This window comes from Bartonella sp. 11B (assembly GCF_002022625.1).
GTDB lineage: Bacteria > Pseudomonadota > Alphaproteobacteria > Rhizobiales > Rhizobiaceae > Bartonella > Bartonella rochalimae.
Genome location: NZ_CP019783.1, coordinates 1,532,501 through 1,552,500 on the forward strand (window position 1 = coordinate 1,532,501; position 20,000 = coordinate 1,552,500).

Genomic DNA, 20,000 nt, shown 5'->3' on the forward strand with positions numbered 1-20,000 from the left:
CATGAAAAATCCGACACCTCTTGCATCTACAGATTCTCTTGCATCTACTGATGCTAAAAAGAGCATAGACATACGTAAAATCATAGTCTTCATAGCTATGACTTTTGGTATGTTCATGGCTATTTTAGATATTCAAATTGTTTCTTCCTCTTTAGCTGAAATTCAAGCCGGTTTATCAGCAAGTGCTGATGAAATTTCATGGATTCAAACGTCTTATCTTATTGCTGAAGTTATTATGTTGCCTCTTTCTGGTTTTTTAGGGCGTTTGTTATCAACACGGATTTTCTTCAGCTTCTCAGCAGCTGGCTTTACCATTGCATCTATTCTTTGTGCTACAGCAACATCTATTGAGCAGATGACCTTTTACCGTACACTCCAAGGCTTTATTGGCGGAGGCATTATCCCCAGTGTTTTTGTTGCTTCGTATACACTTTTTCCTCCCTCTAAACAATCAATCGTTTCGCCTATCGTTGGCCTAGTCGCAACATTAGCGCCTACAATTGGTCCAACAGTGGGAGGATATCTCTGTCATGTCTTATCATGGCATTGGCTTTTTCTCATTAATGTACCTTTTGGAATTATTATCTCAATTTTAACTTGGAAATTAATTGATTTTGATAAAGCAGAACCCTCTCTCATAACTAAATTTGACTGGTGGGGTCTTTTCTCTATGGCAATCTTCTTGGGATCATTAGAATATATTTTAGAAGAAGGTGCACGTCATGATTGGTTAAATGATCAACTGATCTTCAATCTTTTTATTATTATGATCTTAGCGGCTAGTTTATTCTTTTGGCGAGCTTTTACTGCTAAAGAACCAATTGTTGATCTCACAGCTTTTTCGAATCGAAATTTTTCGATTGCAGCAATTTTCTCCTTTATGCTTGGAATAGGACTTTATGGTCTTACCTATCTTTATCCTGTCTATTTAAGTCAAATACGTCATTATGATGCTCTTATGATTGGAGAAACGCTCTTTATTTCAGGTTTAGCTATGTTTTTGACGGCTCCTATAGCTGGATTTCTTTCAACACGTATTGATGCACGTCTTATGATTGCTATAGGACTCACCAGCTTTGCATGGGGAACCTGGCTAGCCACTGCGGTTACCGACGATTGGGGTTTTTGGGAACTCTTTTGGCCTCAAATTTTTCGTGGGTTTTCTATTATGCTCTGTATGGTTCCTATTAATGACATTGCCTTTGGGTCATTATCACCAGAGAAAATGAAAAATGCCTCTGGGCTTTTTAATTTAACACGCAATCTCGGCGGTGCAGTAGGACTTGCTATTATCGGTACTGTTATGATGGAACGCTCTGCTCTCCATTACGGACGAATAGCTGAAACCATCCATGCAGGAAATATCCAAGCAACTGAAATGCTTGCAAAGCTCACCATGTATTTCCATTCTTATACGTTTGATTCACATGCCCTTGCCTTATTACAACTTTTTGGTATCACTTTCACACAAGCGACAGTTATGGCTTTTAGCGATATTTTCTTTATGATGACTATTCTCTTTAGTCTTTTAACCTTCTTAACCGTTTTTCTTAAAAAAATATCACCCTCTGCTGATATTCCTCACGGCCATTAAGTTTCATGTTATAAAGGGCAATAGGCATTTATGGTACTGAATGTATCAACAAAAGAATTTAACCATATTCTTAAATATCAATGATATGACTTCATGAATGAAAAACGAAAAAATAGCCTCAGCGTTATTATGAACAAACAAGTAAAATGAAATACTCTAAAATCTTAAGCTACTTTATAATGCTGATTATGGCTTAAATCCTGTAGGTCTCCACTTGAAACTAAAAGACCATGACATCCAATAAGATATTGAGGGATCAATTCCAAAGCTTGAAAACGATGTTTTTCATAAACTCCAGGCATAGCGAAATTTTTTGTTAAATGACTTGAAAAACCAAAACGCTGATAAAATTCAGAATCTCCCACGAGGAAAATAGCACCATGGCCTAATTGTTTTGCTGTTTCAATTGAATGCTGCATTAAAACTGACCCAATGCCTAGACCAGAACACTCAGTTGCCACAGCTAAAGGCCCTAAAAGCAAAGCACCTTGAATCTCATTTTGCCCTTTGTGAAAAGTAATATTCCAAAGACGCACACTTCCTACGAGCTCATCAAGAAAATTTTTAACAACAAAAGAAAGTCCAAAAGCTGGAAACCGGCCGCAACGTAAAATTTCTGATGATTTATGCTTACGTTCTTCTCCCATGACCAAATCGAGAAGTTTCTCCCGATGAAGAGCATCGGCTTCTTGCTCAGACATAAGCGTAAAACGTGCACCATTTTTTGCTTGAAAATGAATCTTTTTCATCTCTGTTACCCATTAAACCGCACCTTAAACACCCCATTAGGCAAAAATAGAGAGGTACCTTATACAAAATCTCAAATTACATACGATCGTAAAGGTTCAAAACCATTAAATGCAACAGATGCATAAGTTGTTGTATAAGCACCGGTCCCATGAATCAAGAGTTCATCACCTATTGTTAAAGAAAGAGGAAGCAAATAAGGCGTTTTTTCATACATAATATCTGCCGAATCGCACGTCGGACCAGCTAAAATACATGGTTCCATTGCTTGATCATCATGAGCCGTTTCAATAGGATAGCGAATGGCTTCATCCATAGTTTCAGTCAGACCATTAAATTTGCCAATATCAAGATAAACCCAACGGACGTTATCATTTTTTCCTTTTTTAGAGATCAAAACAACCTCTGTGCGTATAACACCCGCATTACCTACCATCGCGCGCCCTGGCTCGATAATTGTTTCAGGAATACGATTCCCAAAATATTTTTTCAATGCATCAAAAATGGACATACCATAGGTTTGCACTGTTGGAATATCTTTCAAATAACGTGTCGGAAAACCACCGCCCATATTCACTAATTGCAACTGAATACCTTCTTGTTCCAAAGATTTAAAAACAAAAGCTGTATCCGATAAAGCACGATCCCATGCATTCAAATCTGTCTGCTGAGAACCCACATGAAAGGAAACACCATGGGCCTGCAGACCTAAGTGATGCGCATAACGTAAGACATCAACAGCCATAGAAGGAACACAGCCAAATTTTTGCGATAACGGCCACTCTGCTCCTTCTCCATCAGTAAGAACGCGGCAAAAAACACGAGCTCCCGGTGCAGCACGAGCAACTTTTTCTACTTCCTCAAAACAGTCAATGGCATAAAGTGAAATACCAAGCGCATGCGCACGCGCAATATCGCGCTCTTTCTTAATCGTATTACCAAAAGAAATACGATTAGCTGTAGCACCTGCCGCTAAAGCCATTTCAATTTCTGCTACAGAAGCAGCATCAAAAGACGATCCTAAAGAAACAAGCAAGCGCAAAATCTCAGGTGCTGGATTTGCTTTGATTGCATAGAAAATACGTGACTGTGGAAGAGCCTTTTCAAAATTTAAATAATTTTCATGAACAACATCAAGATCAACAACCAAACAGGGCCCTTCAGAACGATGCGTTGCAAGAAAATCGCGAATACGTTGCGTTGCCATTTGCACTTCTCCCTAGGGACAAGACATCCCTAACTTTACGCCAATGAGCAGCAAACGCTGCCAATAGCAAAAAAAACAAAAGACATACATCCACTCTCTCACCCGATTAAAAACAACCGGGAAGAAATAAGCATTGCATGCCACGAAAAAACAGCGCGAAAACCGCATTGTTCTACGTTGTCTGCCTTTTTGATTGGAGTTGAGAAGCCAATTCCGCACTGAAGGCAATGAGGTGTGCCTCTTTAGTTATCCCAGCATTTGAACAGCTGGAAGACACCAGAAAGGCCCGCACCGTCGTTGCTTCAAGATGTCCTCATTCTTTTGATTGGTCATAAGAATGACTGGAGCGGTTAGTTCCAGGTACCGTACCGGTTAATCCCACCATTTGAGAACCAGCGGACACCCACAGGCACGTGCGACTTTGGGCAACATCGCGTATAAAGCCAATTTTTATTCATTTCAATCATTTTTTTTAATTTTAAAACTTTTTTAACTTTTAATCAAAAAATGATGCAAAAAAGAAACATATCACTCGGAAACAAGAACAAGCTTGTACCCTTATTATCTGTATATCTAACCATAAATTAGAGAATGTTCAGTCTTAAAATATTCTTTTTTAAAAATGATATAAAAGAAGGCTTTTATTGTTCACAATGAGGATACGCTGCACGCAATTTTAATAATTGAAATTGTCTATGACGTTCCCGAAAGCGTTGTCTATCACTTTCATCCCGCGTATTATAACAAGCATCACAAGAGACACCTTCTTCATAATGAGAGGATAGCTTATCTTCAGCACTAAGAGGGGAACGACAGGCGCGACACAATTCGCGTCCACATTCTTCGAGACCATGTCCTACAGAAACACGCTCATCAAAAACGAAACACTCTCCCTGCCACAAACTGTTTTCCTTTGGGATAGTTTCCAAATATTTGAGGATACCACCTTTTAAGTGATAAACTTGATCATAACCAAGGCTACGGACATAAGCGGTTGATTTTTCACACCGAATACCCCCTGTACAAAACATAGCAATTTTCTTTTTCTTTTTCAAATCGCTTTCATGTTTCATAATCCACTCAGGAAATTCACGAAATGTTTTAATACAAGGATCAATGGCTCCTTGAAAACTCCCAAGCGCATATTCATAATCATTCCGTGTATCGATTAAAAGTGTTTCTTCATCTTGGATAAGAGCATTCCAGTCTTCAGGTGCTACATACGTTCCAACAACTTTTAACGGATTAACATCTTCAATCCCCATTGTTACAATTTCTTTTTTTAGCCGCACCTTCAAACGATGAAAAGGCATTTTTGAAGCCCATGAATATTTAATCTCGGGCATTTGAAATGTAGGCTCTGCAGTGATAAAATCTATTAACTTTTCAATTGCACTGCAGGAACCAGCAACAGTGCCGTTGATTCCCTCTTTTGCTAAAAGAAGAGTTCCCTTAATGCCATTTGTCTGACATAAATTCAGCAAAGGCTTTTGCAATTGACTATAATGCTTCAAATCTGCAAAGCAATAAAGAGCAGCAACTTTAAATTTCTTTTCCATAACATCGACATAACGCGGGTTTTATTTAATTTCAAGAACTATTCGTCCTTTTCTTTTATATTATTCTGTCATTTGCTTCTACACGCAGAATATCTTTTTATGAAAAGAGAACACCCTTATCAAAAGAAAATGACACTATCCCAGCATCACAGCTCCTCAGTTATTATGATTATAAAGGTAATTATTTTTCCTACCCATAGGCGCATTTCAAATAAGAAAGACAGGACAAGTTATGCATATCTTCATTTTCAGCCGAAGTTGCTGATGAAATCACTCTTCTTCAAATCCTGAATTATCTTTTGTTCAAATATAATTTTTCTTACAGAAAGCTATAATAATATAAGAATACCTTACCACTTTCTGTGTTCATCTAATAAATAGAGTTCACAAAGAGAATTTATTGAAATGTTTCCTCATATCGATCGGAATGGAAAAATTAAAAAACGAATGAGCACCTTTTATTCTGTAAAACAGGTTGCTCTTTTATCCCACAAAGGCCCGTTCCACAACATAAGTCGCCGGGGCATTATTGGCTCCTTCAACAAGACCAAAGGTTTCACATATCCTAGCACAATCTTTCAGCATTGCCATCGAACCACAAATCATAACACGGTCTTCCGTAGGATTGATTTTCGGCAATCCAGTTCTTTCAAAAAAAGCACCGCTTTCCATAACAGTGGTAATGCGTCCCATATATTCTGAAGGTTCGCGGGTGGTCATAGGATAAAATTTCAACTGTTTTACATATTCACCAACTAACGGATCATGCTCTAAAGAAGCAACAAGATCTTTCGCATATGTCAGTTCATTACACACACGTGTTGTTTGAATAAGCACCACCTGGGAAAATTTTTCATATGTTTCGGGATCACGAATAAGACTTGCAAAAGGAGCAACACCTGTCCCTGTTGAAAGAAGATAAAGACGTTTTCCAGGGATAAGAGCATCAAGAACTAAAGTTCCAGTCGATTTTTTACGCATTAAAACTGTATCACCAATTTTAATTTTTTGAAGATGTTCTGTTAATGGTCCTCCTGGAACCTTGATCGAAAAAAATTCGAGCTGTTCATCCCAATATGGGCTTGCAATTGAATAAGCGCGATAAATTGGCTTTTCTGCATTCGGCAAACCAATCATAACAAATTCGCCCGAACGAAAACGAAAGCTTTCCGGACGATTAAGGCGAAATTTAAATAAATTATCCGTATAATGATGAACCTCTTGAACAGTAAGCGCAAACACATTTTCAGGAATTGGAAAATTTAAAGCAACATTCTCGATATTTGACTGAACATTGGTTGCTGATGCGCTCATAAATTCTTCCTTATATTTTGATACAACATTTAATAATACATTTTATAAATAGTATAATCCCTGCATAATCATCTACTGATATTTTTTTACAATATAAACTATTGATTCAATAGTTTATATACTGAATTAAGGATAGATATGTATTATACCATGAATGCAAAAGGAAAAAAATGGAATAACGAATAGTAAAGTCAAGTGCAACAGTAATAACTGTAATCTTATAGAATTCCGATAAAAGATATTTTGTCTCTCATTCGGCATCCATTGCATTCTTCACCAATGACTTAAATTCTTAACAAACAAGATCCAAAACACAATACTATTTTACTATTATGCTCTCTCTTCTTTTACTGACTCTGCTCATAAACTTTTGATATGAATAACTATTTTTTCAAAAAACTTATGGAGTGCATAAAAAACAGTACAGGAAGAAAAGAAGAATATTTCTCTCTCTATAATAAAGAGCAAGTAAGAATTGGATACTTTCTTGCAAAATAAAAATGAGTATTTTGACGCTCTTTTCTCTCTCTTCCTTCCTTTTATTATTGAAAAAGAGAGCATCAGTGTAGGATGATCATTTTTTGGTATTAAACTTTTTTTACAAATTCTGACTTTAAAGCCATCTGACCAATTCCAGGTATTTTGCAATCAATATTATGATTTCCCTCTACCAAACGAATATTCTTAACCTTTGTACCGCTTTTTAAAACAGATGAAGACCCCTTCACTTTAAGATCTTTAATGACCATCACGCTATCACCATTTGCTAAAAGCTGACCATTAACATCATAAACTTCAAAAGAGATAGGAAGCTTTTCATTCTTGTTTTGAGGCCACTCATGCGCACATTCAGGACAAATAAAATGACCATTGTCTTCATAAGTATAAAGACCATCACACTGAGGACACTGAGGCAATTGAGTCATACATCCCGCCTTTGTTCAAGAGAAATTATTGATCGTAAATCATGCATCCAATAAAACAAGAAAAAAGATCTATTGAACACAAGATATACTGAAATGAGCAAAGCAAAAATTTGTTAGCTGATTTGGTCATAAAATGAAAGAACAAGCATAAGAAAAACGGGCCAGTAGGCCCGTTTTTCTTTTATCTTTGACGAAGGCGACTTAGAAATCCATTCCGCCCATTCCGCCCATTCCACCACCGCCCATTGGAGGCATTGGTGTCTCTTTCTTTGGAAGTTCAGCAACCATTGCTTCTGTTGTGATAAGAAGGCTTGCAATCGATGCAGCATTCTGTAAAGCAGAACGGACAACTTTTACTGGGTCAACAATTCCTAAAGCAATCAAGTCACCAAATTGCCCTGTCGCGGTATTGTAACCAAACGTATCTGAATTATTTTCCAGCACCTTGCCAACAATAATTGCCGCTTCTTCACCTGCATTCATCGCGATTTGACGTGCTGGCGCTTGTAAAGCACGGCGTACAATGTGGATACCAGCCTCTTGATCAGGATTCTTTCCTTTGACAGTCAATGCATTTGCAGCACGCAAGAGTGCAGTTCCACCACCAGCAACAATACCTTCTTCTACAGCTGCTCGTGTTGCATTCAAGGCATCATCAACACGGTCTTTCTTTTCTTTCACTTCAACTTCTGTTGCACCACCAACACGAATAACGGCAACACCACCAGCAAGTTTTGCGAGTCTTTCTTGCAGTTTTTCACGATCATAGTCAGAAGTTGTTTCTTCAATCTGTGCTTTAATCTGGTTAACACGTGCAGTAATTTCAGCCTTATGCCCAGCACCATCAATAATGGTTGTGTTTTCTTTAGTGATATTAACTTTCTTTGCACGTCCAAGCATATCTAAGGTAACATTTTCAAGCTTAATGCCAACATCCTCAGAAATAACCTGACCCGATGTTAAGATAGCAATATCTTCTAACATCGCTTTACGGCGATCACCAAATCCTGGAGCTTTAACAGCAGCGATTTTCAAACCACCACGCAATTTATTAACCACGAGGGTTGCCAAAGCCTCACCTTCCACATCTTCTGCGATAATAAGGAGAGGTTTACCGGATTGCACAACTGCTTCAAGAACAGGAAGCAAAGATTGCAAATTAGACAGTTTCTTTTCGTGAATCAGGATATAAGGATCATCAAGATCAGCAACCATCTTTTCAGCATTTGTCACAAAGTAAGGAGACAAATAGCCACGGTCAAATTGCATACCTTCAACAACTTCTAATTCAGTTTCAGCTGTTTTCGCTTCTTCCACTGTGATGACGCCTTCATTGCCCACTTTTTCCATAGCATCGGCAATCATTTTCCCAATTTCAACAGCACCATTTGCGGAAATCGTTGCAACTTGCGCAATTTCTGCTGAAGTTTGAATTTTTTTTGCTTTTTTGAAAAGATTTTCAACGACTTCTTCAACAGCTGCATCAATCCCACGCTTGAGACACATTGGGTTCATCCCAGCAGCAACAGCCTTTACACCTTCTTGTACGATTGCTTGTCCTAAAACAGTAGCTGTTGTTGTTCCATCACCTGCAATGTCATTGGTTTTCGAAGCCACTTCACGCAACATTTGCGCGCCCATATTTTCGAACTTATCTTCCAATTCAATTTCTTTTGCAACAGATACACCATCTTTTGTAATACGAGGCGCGCCAAATGATTTATCAATTACCACATTGCGCCCTTTAGGGCCGAGCGTTACCTTAACAGCATTAGCAAGGATATCAACACCGCGCAATAAACGCTCACGCGCTTCACGGCCAAATTTGACTTCTTTAGCAGCCATTTAATTTCTCCTTGGAGTTGTCTTAAATAATCAAATAAAATAATTGAGAAATTGGATTAACCCAAAATTCCCATAATATCAGACTCTTTCATGATTAAGAGGTCTTCACCATTAATCTTAACTTCAGTTCCAGACCATTTGCCAAACAAGACGCGGTCTCCTGCTTTCACTTCTAGAGGAACGCGCTTTCCATTATCGTCGAGAGCACCATTCCCAACCGCAATAATTTCACCCTCTTGAGGTTTTTCCTTTGCTGTATCAGGGATGATAATCCCACCAGCTGTTTTATTTTCAGATTCAACCCGACGAACAACGACACGATCGTGAAGTGGGCGGAATTGTATATTAGCCATGTTTTATATCCTTAAAACTTAATATAACTGAATTAATCTTAAGTTCCTATTAGCACTCTCTTGCGACGAGTGCTAACAATAAAACAAATATAAAAATGCCTTGTTACAATGTCAAGGGTTCTCAATAAAAATTAATCTGCACCTTTTTGTCGTCCTCCGTTTTCTCTCGTGGAAAATTTGAGCAATAGTCTTGTTAACTGTTTTCCATTATAAAAAATTTTAGCACTTAATTTTTCTTTGATTAATCTATAGTATAAAAAACTTAAATGAATCATCATAGGGGTCGTCATGCTTACAACTCGTCAAGAAACTGATAGTTTTGGAACAATCGCCGTACGTAATGATCGTTATTGGGGAGCACAAACGGAACGTTCCCTTCATCATTTTAATATAGGGATAGAAAAACAACCCTTGACCGTAATTTATGCCTTAAGTCTTATTAAAAAAGCCGCAGCTCTCGTTAATATGGAAAAAGGAAAACTTCCGCAAAATATCGGGCAAACGATTGTTACTGCAGCTGATGAAGTCCTTGCAGGAAAATTCGATGCTCATTTTCCTCTTTCTGTTTGGCAAACAGGCTCCGGCACACAAAGCAATATGAATGTCAATGAAGTCATTGCCAACCATGCTAATGTCCTTTTGGGAGGAGCTCTTGGAAGCAAAACACCAGTTCACCCGAATGATCATGTGAATATGAGCCAATCCTCTAACGATTCCTTTCCCACAGCCTTACATATTGCCACCACACTGCAAACACGCCAACATCTGTTACCAGCTCTTGATGCCCTTATTGCGAGCCTACAGAAAAAAGAAAAAGAATTTACCGACATCATCAAAATCGGGCGAACCCATACTCAAGATGCAACACCTCTTACATTAGGACAAGAATTTTCAGGCTATCGTACCGCTCTAGAAGCCAATCGCACACGAATTGAAACAGCACTCACCGATGTTCAAATGCTTGCTCAAGGAGGCACAGCCGTCGGAACAGGTCTCAATGCTCCATCGGGCTTTGATAAAGCATTTGCCGAAACAATAAGCACTCTTACAGGGATCCCTTTCAAAACCGCTCATAATAAATTTGAAGCGCTCGCTCATCACGGAGCTCTTACGCATTTTCATGGCAGCCTCAATGCCTTAGCAGCTGACCTGTTCAAAATTGCCAATGACATTCGTTTCTTAGGATCGGGACCTCGTTCAGGATTAGGTGAGTTGAACCTTCCAGAAAATGAGCCAGGTTCTTCTATCATGCCGGGAAAAGTCAATCCAACACAATGTGAAGCTTTGACCATGGTTGCTTGCCAAGTCTTTGGCAACCATAGCTGCATCACATTTGCTGCCAGCCAAGGACATTTTGAACTCAATACCTATAAGCCAGTTATTGGATATAATGTATTGCAATCACTTAATCTTTTAGGAGATTGTATGCGCTCTTTTGAGACATATTGTATCCAAGGATTACAAGCAAATAGAGAGCATATTCACGCTTTGATGGAACGTTCTCTCATGTTGGTTACTGCTCTTGCTCCAGAAATTGGATATGAAAAAGCCGCTGAAATTGCTAAAACAGCCTATAAAAATGGGACAAGTCTCCGTGAAGAAGCTTTAAAAGCAGGTGTTTCTGCTGCTGATTATGATCGACTTGTTGATCCTCAAAAGATGATTCATCCACAATAAGAGAAGAATTATTGCCAAAAAAACGTTTATGTAATAATATCGGGCTGTTCTCGTCCTAAATGATGTTTGATTTTTAACACCTCAAAAGCAGCTTGCTTTAAAGGATGAAGAGCTTGTTGTGGATCTTGATTATGCTTACGGGGATCTCCCTCATACTGTTCAAGATAAAGCCGAACAAGAGCTCCTGTTGTTCCCGTCCCAGAAAGACGAACCACTAAACGTGCCCCATTGTCAAAAAAAATACGGACCCCTTGCCGTATACTCACACTATGATCAATGGGGTCATGATAAATAAAATCATCGGCCTTTTCGACCGTTAATCCAGCTACTTTTGTTCCTGGCTCTGGTAAGCATGCGGATAATTGTTCTACCATTGCAAAAGCTTTGTGGGACTCCACCTCTTCATAATCATATCGTGAAAAATAAAAACGTCCATAGGTACGCCAATGCTGTTGAGCAATTTGCGCCACTGTTTTTTTTGTAACAGCAAGAAGATTCAACCAGAATAAAACAGCCCATAATCCATCCTTTTCGCGCACATGATCCGACCCTGTGCCAAAGCTTTCTTCCCCACAAAAAGTTATTTTTCCAGCATCAAGGAGTGTTCCGAAAAATTTCCACCCCGTTGGCGTTTCAAACAAATTCAATCCTTTTTTCTCTGCAACGCAATCGACAGCACGCCCAGTTGGCATAGAGCGTGCAACGCCCACAAGACCTCGTCGATATCCTTTAATTAAAGAAGCATGATCAGCCATAATCGCAAGAGAATCAGAAGGAGTGATAAATTGTTGGCGACCAATAATAAGATTACGATCTCCATCGCCATCAGAAGCAGCTCCCAAGTCAGGCCCTTTCTCTGACATTAATAAATCATATAAATCCTTAGCATGAACCAAATTCGGATCTGGATGTTTGCCACCAAAATCCGGTAAAGGTATTCCATGAACAACTGTTCCTTCAGGAAATCCTAAGCATTTTTCAAAAATTTCTTGCGCATAAGGGCCCGTCACAGCATGCATTGCATCAAACCGGAAGTTTAATCCTTCAGAAACCGCTTGAGCAATACACTCAAAATCAAAAATTTCCTGCATCAGCGCACTATAATCTGCAACGGGATCGATCACATCAACCTGCATAGACCCAATAAATACCGTTCCTTGCCTATCTAAATTGATCTCTGAAACGTCAACAATTTTATAAAAAGACAAATGTTGTGATGCAGCAAAAATAGCATTACACAAAGAAGTAGGTGCTGGTCCCCATGAGAAATATTATATTTTATCCCGCAATCACCCTGTTCTCCTCCAGGATTATGACTTGCCGAGAAAATAATACCACCATGAGCATGATACTTGCGAATAAGATGCGAAACAGCAGGTGTAGATAAAATCCCTCCTTTACCGACTTTAATACATCCAACACCATTGGCAGCAGCCATTTTTAACACGATCTGAATAAGTGTCCGATTTAAATAGCGTCCATCTCCTCCCAAAATGAGCAATTTTCCCTTAAGAGGTCCCACAGTATTAAAAATAGATTGAATAAAATTTTCAACATAATGAGGCTGTTGAAAAGTCGATACCTTTTTGCGCAAACCAGACGTTCCAAGCTTTTGATCTTTAAAAGCCGTTGTCGAAATAATATTCACCGTCATGAAATAATATTCGCCGTCATACTGACACCTGCAAAGCATAATGACTTAATTGAAACATGAATACTCCCTTAAAATTGATTATTAATTTCTCTTGACGCAAACATAAAATACCTGCAAATTAAAGAAACTATACGACATCCTTAAAGATAAAACAAAACTCAAAATTGTCGGAAATACCCTTCTTATATAAAGCACAGGAGTGCAATCATGTTTAGAAAAAAAGTTCCCAATGTTACCTTCCACACACGTGTTCGTGATGAATCAGTGAGTGGCGATAATCCTTATCGGTGGCAAGATGTCAACAGCGACACTTATTTCAAAGGAAAACGGGTTATTCTTTTCTCCCTGCCCGGAGCCTTTACACCTACTTGCTCAACTTTTCAACTTCCTGATTTTGAAAAACTCTATGATGAATTTAAAAAAGTAGGTATTGATGAAATTTATTGCGTTTCCGTAAATGATGCTTTCGTTATGAATGCATGGGGAAAAGACCAAGGCATTAAAAATGTGAAACTTATTCCCGATGGATCGGGTGAATTTACACGGAAAATGGGAATGTTGGTTGCCAAAGATAATATCGGTTTTGGTATGCGGTCATGGCGCTATGCTGCTGTGATTCAGGATGGCATAATTGAACAATGGTTTGAAGAGCCAGGCATATCAGACAATTGTGCCACAGATCCTTACGAAGTCTCCTCACCACAAAATATTTTAAAGATCCTACAAGGGTAATTGTAGCGGTTATTTTCCCAGTAGCGGTTATTTTCCCACCTGATTTTTCCCTCCCTTCCCTTATTTTTTATATAAAAAAGGGAAGGGATTTTTAAGTTTTTTCCGTTCCTAAAGATTTTATGATTTTTGAGCCTTAAAGATTCTATGATCTTTGAGAAACGAGAATATTTTGAACTGTTTGAACGAGTTGATCTTCATCGACAGTTATTTGTGCTGGTCGACTCTCACGCCATGTTTGATTATCTTTAATTTCGTGGGATAAACGTGCTCCCTCGACCAAATCTTTGATCTGAATTTTTCCTTCTTGGCGCTCTTGTGCCCCCTGAATAACTACACACGGCGCACGACGCCGATCAGCATATTTCATCTGTGCTTTAATCCCTGATGCACCTAAATAGAGTTCAGATCGAATCCCCGCTTGGCGTAAACGCATGACCATTTTTTGATAGCGTACGAGAGCTTCTGGTTCTTTATCCATCATTAAAACCACAACGGGACCTATCGTTTCCTTCACAGGAAGTTTGCCAAGATTTTGCAAAGCAGATATCAAACGTGAAACACCAACAGAAAAACCTGTTGCTGGAATATTTTCCCCACGAAAGCGAGCAACCAGCCCATCGTAACGTCCCCCTCCACCAACAGATCCAAACACAACTTTTTGCCCATCATCATTAAAAATATCAAAAAGTAGAGCAGCTTCAAAAACAGGTCCTGTATAATATTCTAATCCTCGCACAACTGATGGATCAATTTTGATACGGTTCTGATAGCCATTTTCAGCAAAAATCGCTTGCATTTCTTCAAGCTCACAGAGACCTTCAAGCGCTTGATCACTATGCTCAACCATCTTTTTCAGATTATCAATTGTTTCCTCAGCTGTCTCAGCACTAACAGCCATCAAAGCAAGAACACACTCAATTTCTTTGTCCTTTAGTCCCGCTCCTTTGGTAAAATCACCACTTTCATCCAAACGCCCCTGCCCTAAAAGCAAGCGAACCCCTTCTGAACCAAATTTATCGAGCTTATCAATAGCTCTCAGAACAGTTAAGCGTTTCTCCTCCTGCTCCTTTCCGCCAAGACCAATCAATCCCAAAACGCCGTCCAAGATCTTCCGATTATTCAAACGAATAACATAATCTTCCTGCTGAATCCCTAATCTTTCTAGACTATCTGCTGCCATCATGCAGATTTCTGCATCAGCCAACACCGTTGGTGCCCCAACAATATCGGCATCAAATTGCATAAATTGTCGAAAACGTCCTGGTCCTGGCTTCTCATTCCGAAAAACTGGCCCATAACGATAGCTTCGATAGGGCTTAGGTAAAGTTTCAAAATTCTCGGAAAAATAACGAGCTAACGGAGCAGTCAAATCATAGCGTAAAGACATCCATTGCTCATCATCATCTTGCAAAGAAAAAACACCCGCATTTGGTCGATCTGAATCGGGCAAGAATTTACCAAGAACATCCGTATATTCAAAAATCGGCGTTTCCAATGCCTCAAAACCGTAAAGTTCATAAACCTCACGAATTTGAGCAACCATTGTTTCAATACTATATAATTGCGCGCTTGTGCGGTCAATAAAACCGCGGGGTAAACGGGCTTTTGTTCTTTCTTGTTTCATAGCCATTGTTTTTCTCTAGCAGCAATAGCAGCAATGTGTCTTGATAGATCACTGTGTCTATCTTATCATAACAAACGCTGCAACGATTTTATATAATTGCGGTTATACACCACCACAATATCACCTCTATCACCAACTTAATGATATCAATTTTTCCCTAAACGTGCCATCAAAGAAGCTAAAAAACAACATATAATCAAAAAGCTTTATCTCATAAAATCTTTCCTCACGCTTTTAAAATCATTCTCTTAAGGCCTTTTCCAATTTCTTATTTGATATTTAATTATTGTATATTTGGATTATTTTTCTGTTATCTGTTGCTTACTTTAAAATGCTCAGCGAGTTGACAGTTTTTGTTTTTTTTCATTTTTATGTTTTTTTGTATGGTTTCTCCTTTTGAAGAAGTCTGAGCAATATTGTTTGTGTGATTTTCTTTTTTCACAGTGCGGAGTGAGATAGGCTATACTTGTTGCGTATTATTTTGTCTCCTTCTTAAGCTTTTTAGCATTTTGATTTCAGTTTGTTTTTTCCTTTTTTCATTTTTTTTGGAACTTGCATTGGTTTTTCTCATTTTAAGTTTAAGAATTATTGAAGGAGAGAGAGATATGGAAACGCGGATCCCAACGAAGCATCCCTTAGAGCGACATTTTACAGGCGAATTTTCTTTAGAGACGGAAAGTTGTCACTATAGACCGTCTGTTTTATCTTGGTCCTCGATTTTTGCTGGATTACTAACGCTTTTAGCAACATCGGTTTGTTTTTCATTTTTGTTAGCAGCCTTAGGCTTAAACCAAATGACCTTTTTTTCTCCCTTTTCACTAGAGAAGAGTTTTCTCTCTGTTGGGGTGAGTTCAATTTTTATTTTTTGTCTAAGCTTTGGTCTTGGAGGTTATGTTGCTGGTCGTTTTTCGGATCACTCAGGAGCGCTTCACGGTTTTTTGACCTGGGCCCTTTTTATGCTTTTGGTGGCGCTCCAAAGTGCAATTTTACTTTCTGGCGCAGCTCATTTAGGCGCTAAGACTGTTTCAGGAGTTGCAACAACAACGAAACAAGCGATCAGTGATTTTAGTTCAGAAGGTGGCAAACTTGTTCCTCTCACAGACCGTAAAAATTTTGAGGATTTTTTCAACGATAAAAGGAATGCTCTGTTTGATTTTAACAAACTCAGCAATGACTTACAGGCACTTTTAAATAAAAGTGATATTCCAGCCCTCAATCCGGACAATCTCTATAACGCTTATAGAGAATCAGTCAAAGACCTTCGTTCTACCATCACATCTTTTAAGAATGATCCTTCTAACTATCGTCTTTTGGTTAAACAACTCGGCGAACGCCTTTCGGATCGTGTTAAAAAGCTGAACACCCAGATTGATCGTCGCGATGTCATCCATCAGCTGACAAACAATGGACTATCACAAGCTGAAGCAGAAAATACTGCAGAACGTGCGATTGATATTTATCAAACAGCGAACAAAAAAACTAAAGAAGCTATTCAATCACTGAACAAACAGGTAGAAGCTCTCTCGCAGAATGCTCCTACTCATAAAGGAGCCCAAAACAGTTTTGCAATTGCGGATAAAGCCATAAGCACAGCTTCTAAGATTGGATTGTGGAGTTTTTTTGCGAGCCTTCTTGGTGCTGTAATTGCCAGCATTTCTGGATATTATGGTCATAAGAGACGGTCTCATTCTTACACATTGTAAAATTTCGATTTTGAGACAAAAGAGGCTGATCAACCTTTAAGAACTCTACAAAGTAAAACCAGCTTTACAAAAGCTGCACCACGTGTGCAGCTTTTTTATTAAAGACCCTTTTTCTTTGAAGCGACCTGGGTATTTTCCCTCATGATGCACCATGCCATCAAAACGGACGTCTCATCTGAGACGGATCCTCTTCCCGCTTCTCTCTTGGCGTCTCGGTACATTGATTTGAAGCGACCTGGGTATTTTCCCTCATGACGCATCCATGCCTTCAAAACGGACGTCTCATCTGAAACGGATCCTCTTCCCGCTTCTCTCTTGACGTCTAGTACATTGATTTGAAGTGACCTGGATATTTTCCCTCATGATGCATCATGCCTTCAAAACGGATGTCTCACCTGAGAAGGATCTTTTTCCAGTGGTTTTTTATTATTCCCCCAACAACACCGCTCCAAAGAGGAAGGAGTCTTTTTTTGTGTTGGATCGCCTACCGATCTCTTGTCGCGTTTATTTTAAGGATTATTTTATTGATACAAACTTATTGATCCGAGACTGGTTGCGGGGGCAGGATTTGAACCTGCGGCCTTCAGGTTATGAGCCTGACGAGCTACCGGGCTGCTCCACCCCGCGTCACGGAAGAATTGTCGCAGAAAGGATACGACGATTTTTAGATATTTTTTTGAAGAGTGTTGAAGAATTCTTTCTATGCGCTTAGCAGACCTGGCAGCGACTTACTCTCCCGTGCCTTAAGACAAAGTACCATCAGCGCTGGAACGTTTCACGGCCGAGTTCGGGATGGGATCGGGTGCAGGCGCTCCGCCATAACCACCAAGTCAGCGAAAAGCATAGAAAGGAAAGAGAAGTTGTCTTATTGCTATTTTAATTTGTTTTGTTTTTTTAAATGAATAGAGGGAATGAGAACGATCAAGCCTATCGAACGATTAGTATCAGTAAGCTTCATATGTTACCATACTTCCACACCTGACCTATCAACGTGGTGGTCTACCACGGTTCTCAGGGAATACTCGTTTTCAGGTGGGTTTCCCGCTTAGATGCCTTCAGCGGTTATCCCGTCCGTATATAGCTACCCTGCTATGCGGCTGGCGCCACAACAGGTCCACCAGAGATACGTCCATCCCGGTCCTCTCGTACTAGGGACAGATCCTGTCAATATTCCTACACCCACGGCAGATAGGGACCGAACTGTCTCACGACGTTCTGAACCCAACTCACGTACCGCTTTAAATGGCGAACAGCCATACCCTTGGGACCTGCTCCAGCCCCAGGATGCGATGAGTCGACATCGAGGTGCCAAACAACCCCGTCGATATGGACTCTTGGGGGTCATCAGCCTGTTATCCCCGGCGTACCTTTTATCCGTTGAGCGATGGCCCTTCCACACGGGACCACCGGATCACTATGACCGTCTTTCGACTCTGCTCGACTTGTCAGTCTCACAGTCAGGCAGGCTTATGCCATTACACTCAACAAACGATTTCCGACCGTTCTGAGCCTACCATCGCGCGCCTCCGTTACTCTTTAGGAGGCGACCGCCCCAGTCAAACTACCCACCATACACTGTCCTGGATCCGGATAACGGACCGCAGTTAGACATCCATGTCGATAAGGGTGGTATTTCAAGGACGACTCCACAAAGGCTTGCGCCCCTGCTTCAAAGTCTACCACCTATCCTACACATATCGCCACAAATGCCAGTGTAAAGCTATAGTAAAGGTGCACGGGGTCTTTCCGTCTAACCGCAGGAACCCCGCATCTTCACGGGGAATTCAATTTCACTGAGTCTACGTTGGAGACAGCGGGGAAGTCGTTACGCCATTCGTGCAGGTCGGAACTTACCCGACAAGGAATTTCGCTACCTTAGGACCGTTATAGTTACGGCCGCCGTTTACTGGGGCTTCAATTCAATGCTTGCACATCTCCTCTTAACCTTCCAGCACCGGGCAGGCGTCAGACCCTATACATCGTCTTGCGACTTCGCAGAGCCCTGTGTTTTTGGTAAACAGTCGCTACCCCCTGGTCTGTGCCACCCTTTAACGGTTGCCCGCTAAAGGGTCACGCTTCTTCCGAAGTTACGCGTGCAATTTGCCGAGTTCCTTCAACGTAGTTCTCTCAAGCGCCTTAGTATTCTCTACCTGTCCACCTGTGTCGGTTTCGGGTACGGTCTATACGTGGGAGCTATTTCCTGGAATTCCTTCACTGCAAGATCAATCCAATAAGACCTTACAATTTACGCAATCCGTCACTTCCCACAGGTCCACGAATATTAACGTGGTTCCCATCGACTACGCCTTTCGGCCTCGCCTTAGGGGCCGACTCACCCTGCTCAGATTAACTTTAAGCAGGAACCCTTGGACTTTCGGCGAGGGAGTCTCTCACTCCCTTTATCGTTACTCATGTCAGCATTCTCACTTCCGATACCTCCAGGAGCTCTCACGAGTCTCCCTTCACAGGCTTACGGAACGCTCCGCTACCACTTACTCATAAGAGTAAATCCACAGCTTCGGTGTATGGCTTGAGCCCCGTTACATTTTCGGCGCAAAGACCCTTATTTAGACCAGTGAGCTGTTACGCTTTCTTTAAATGATGGCTGCTTCTAAGCCAACATCCTGGTTGTTTTGGGATCCTCACATCCTTTCCCACTTAGCCATAACTTGGGGACCTTAGATGGTGGTTAGGGTTGTTGCCCTTTCCACGACGGACGTTAGCACCCGCCGTGTGTCTGCCAGTTATTTCTTCCAGGTATTCGGAGTTTGGTTAGGTTTGGTAATCCGGTGAGGACCCCTAGCCCATCCAGTGCTCTACCCCCTGGAGAATAAAACTAACGCTCTACCTAAATAGATTTCGCGGAGAACCAGCTATTTCCGAGTTTGATTGGCCTTTCACCCCTAGCCACAAGTCATCCCAATCTATTGCAACAGATACGGGTTCGGCCCTTCAGTAAGTGTTACCTTACCTTCAGCCTGCTCATAGCTAGATCACTCGGTTTCGGGTCTAATCCAACGAACTGAACGCCCTGTTCAGACTCGCTTTCGCTACGCCTACACCTA

General features: G+C 40.4%; 12 protein-coding genes, 1 tRNA gene, 2 rRNA genes and 1 pseudogene (1 of these 16 cut by a window edge). 4 read left to right on the plus strand and 12 right to left on the minus strand.

The features are described 5' to 3' along the window. Position 1 precedes the first annotated feature (1 nt). Entirely contained in the window at positions 2-1,594 is a 1,593-nt protein-coding gene (locus Bho11B_RS06635) for a DHA2 family efflux MFS transporter permease subunit (protein ID WP_078674163.1), read from the plus strand. A gap of 164 nt (positions 1,595-1,758) precedes the next feature. Here the strand turns inward: Bho11B_RS06635 and Bho11B_RS06640 are convergent, their stop codons facing one another. The 7 genes from Bho11B_RS06640 to groES form a co-directional block, all read right to left on the minus strand. Further along, positions 1,759-2,343, minus strand: a complete 585-nt coding sequence (locus Bho11B_RS06640; protein WP_035007467.1) for a GNAT family N-acetyltransferase — start codon at positions 2,341-2,343, stop codon at positions 1,759-1,761. A gap of 71 nt (positions 2,344-2,414) precedes the next feature. Then, entirely contained in the window at positions 2,415-3,548 is a 1,134-nt protein-coding gene (locus Bho11B_RS06645) for a type III PLP-dependent enzyme (protein ID WP_078674122.1), read from the minus strand. A 641-nt stretch (positions 3,549-4,189) separates the two neighbouring features. Next, on the minus strand, positions 4,190-5,107 hold the full coding sequence (locus Bho11B_RS06650) for a rhodanese-related sulfurtransferase (protein ID WP_035007464.1): 918 nt from the start codon (positions 5,105-5,107) through the stop codon (positions 4,190-4,192). Positions 5,108-5,590: 483 nt separating this feature from the next. Then, the gene (locus Bho11B_RS06655; protein WP_078673963.1) at positions 5,591-6,421 is read right to left on the minus strand and encodes a ferredoxin--NADP reductase; all 831 of its coding nucleotides are present in this window, start codon (positions 6,419-6,421) and stop codon (positions 5,591-5,593) included. Positions 6,422-7,008: 587 nt separating this feature from the next. Continuing rightward, entirely contained in the window at positions 7,009-7,347 is a 339-nt protein-coding gene (locus Bho11B_RS06660; RefSeq protein WP_035007461.1) for a zinc ribbon domain-containing protein YjdM, read from the minus strand. Positions 7,348-7,548: 201 nt separating this feature from the next. Further along, the gene (groL, locus tag Bho11B_RS06665) at positions 7,549-9,192 is read right to left on the minus strand and encodes a chaperonin GroEL (protein WP_035007459.1); all 1,644 of its coding nucleotides are present in this window, start codon (positions 9,190-9,192) and stop codon (positions 7,549-7,551) included. Between the two features lie 56 nt (positions 9,193-9,248). Beyond that, the gene (gene groES / locus Bho11B_RS06670) at positions 9,249-9,545 is read right to left on the minus strand and encodes a co-chaperone GroES (protein WP_035007457.1); all 297 of its coding nucleotides are present in this window, start codon (positions 9,543-9,545) and stop codon (positions 9,249-9,251) included. Positions 9,546-9,833: 288 nt separating this feature from the next. Here groES and fumC point away from each other — a divergent pair, with 288 nt between their 5' ends. Further along, entirely contained in the window at positions 9,834-11,222 is a 1,389-nt protein-coding gene (gene fumC / locus Bho11B_RS06675; protein ID WP_035007456.1) for a class II fumarate hydratase, read from the plus strand. A 26-nt stretch (positions 11,223-11,248) separates the two neighbouring features. Here fumC and Bho11B_RS06680 read toward each other — a convergent pair. After that, positions 11,249-12,876: pseudogene (locus tag Bho11B_RS06680) on the minus strand (alpha-D-glucose phosphate-specific phosphoglucomutase). A 207-nt stretch (positions 12,877-13,083) separates the two neighbouring features. Here Bho11B_RS06680 and Bho11B_RS06685 point away from each other — a divergent pair. Beyond that, on the plus strand, positions 13,084-13,608 hold the full coding sequence (locus tag Bho11B_RS06685; protein WP_035007454.1) for a peroxiredoxin: 525 nt from the start codon (positions 13,084-13,086) through the stop codon (positions 13,606-13,608). A 142-nt stretch (positions 13,609-13,750) separates the two neighbouring features. On the opposite strand, the gene hisS is transcribed toward Bho11B_RS06685, so the two are convergent. Further along, positions 13,751-15,238 (minus strand): histidine--tRNA ligase, encoded by a 1,488-nt coding sequence (gene hisS, locus Bho11B_RS06690; RefSeq protein WP_035007453.1) that lies wholly within the window; start codon positions 15,236-15,238, stop codon positions 13,751-13,753. A gap of 599 nt (positions 15,239-15,837) precedes the next feature. On the opposite strand from hisS, the gene Bho11B_RS06695 reads away from it, so the two are divergent. Continuing rightward, positions 15,838-16,935 carry a TIGR04086 family membrane protein gene (locus Bho11B_RS06695; protein WP_078674114.1) on the plus strand — a complete coding sequence of 366 codons (1,098 nt, stop codon included), beginning with the start codon at positions 15,838-15,840 and terminating at the stop codon, positions 16,933-16,935. Between the two features lie 550 nt (positions 16,936-17,485). Here Bho11B_RS06695 and Bho11B_RS06700 read toward each other — a convergent pair. The 3 genes from Bho11B_RS06700 to Bho11B_RS06710 form a co-directional block, all read right to left on the minus strand. Next, positions 17,486-17,562: transfer RNA gene (locus Bho11B_RS06700), tRNA-Met, on the minus strand. Between the two features lie 88 nt (positions 17,563-17,650). Beyond that, positions 17,651-17,765: ribosomal RNA gene (rrf, locus tag Bho11B_RS06705) — 5S ribosomal RNA — on the minus strand. Between the two features lie 87 nt (positions 17,766-17,852). Continuing rightward, positions 17,853-20,000: ribosomal RNA gene (locus Bho11B_RS06710) — 23S ribosomal RNA — on the minus strand (it continues 663 nt past the right edge of the window).

Coding starts and splice junctions, on each gene's coding strand:
- fumC (WP_035007456.1), top strand. CDS start 9,834: ATGCTTACAACTCGTCAAGAAACTGATAGTTTTGGAACAATCGCCGTA.
- Bho11B_RS06695 (WP_078674114.1), top strand. CDS start 15,838: ATGGAAACGCGGATCCCAACGAAGCATCCCTTAGAGCGACATTTTACA.
- groES (WP_035007457.1), bottom strand. CDS start 9,545: ATGGCTAATATACAATTCCGCCCACTTCACGATCGTGTCGTTGTTCGT.
- Bho11B_RS06685 (WP_035007454.1), top strand. CDS start 13,084: ATGTTTAGAAAAAAAGTTCCCAATGTTACCTTCCACACACGTGTTCGT.
- Bho11B_RS06650 (WP_035007464.1), bottom strand. CDS start 5,107: ATGGAAAAGAAATTTAAAGTTGCTGCTCTTTATTGCTTTGCAGATTTG.
- groL (WP_035007459.1), bottom strand. CDS start 9,192: ATGGCTGCTAAAGAAGTCAAATTTGGCCGTGAAGCGCGTGAGCGTTTA.
- Bho11B_RS06655 (WP_078673963.1), bottom strand. CDS start 6,421: ATGAGCGCATCAGCAACCAATGTTCAGTCAAATATCGAGAATGTTGCT.
- Bho11B_RS06640 (WP_035007467.1), bottom strand. CDS start 2,343: ATGAAAAAGATTCATTTTCAAGCAAAAAATGGTGCACGTTTTACGCTT.
- hisS (WP_035007453.1), bottom strand. CDS start 15,238: ATGGCTATGAAACAAGAAAGAACAAAAGCCCGTTTACCCCGCGGTTTT.
- Bho11B_RS06660 (WP_035007461.1), bottom strand. CDS start 7,347: ATGACTCAATTGCCTCAGTGTCCTCAGTGTGATGGTCTTTATACTTAT.
- Bho11B_RS06645 (WP_078674122.1), bottom strand. CDS start 3,548: ATGGCAACGCAACGTATTCGCGATTTTCTTGCAACGCATCGTTCTGAA.
- Bho11B_RS06635 (WP_078674163.1), top strand. CDS start 2: ATGAAAAATCCGACACCTCTTGCATCTACAGATTCTCTTGCATCTACT.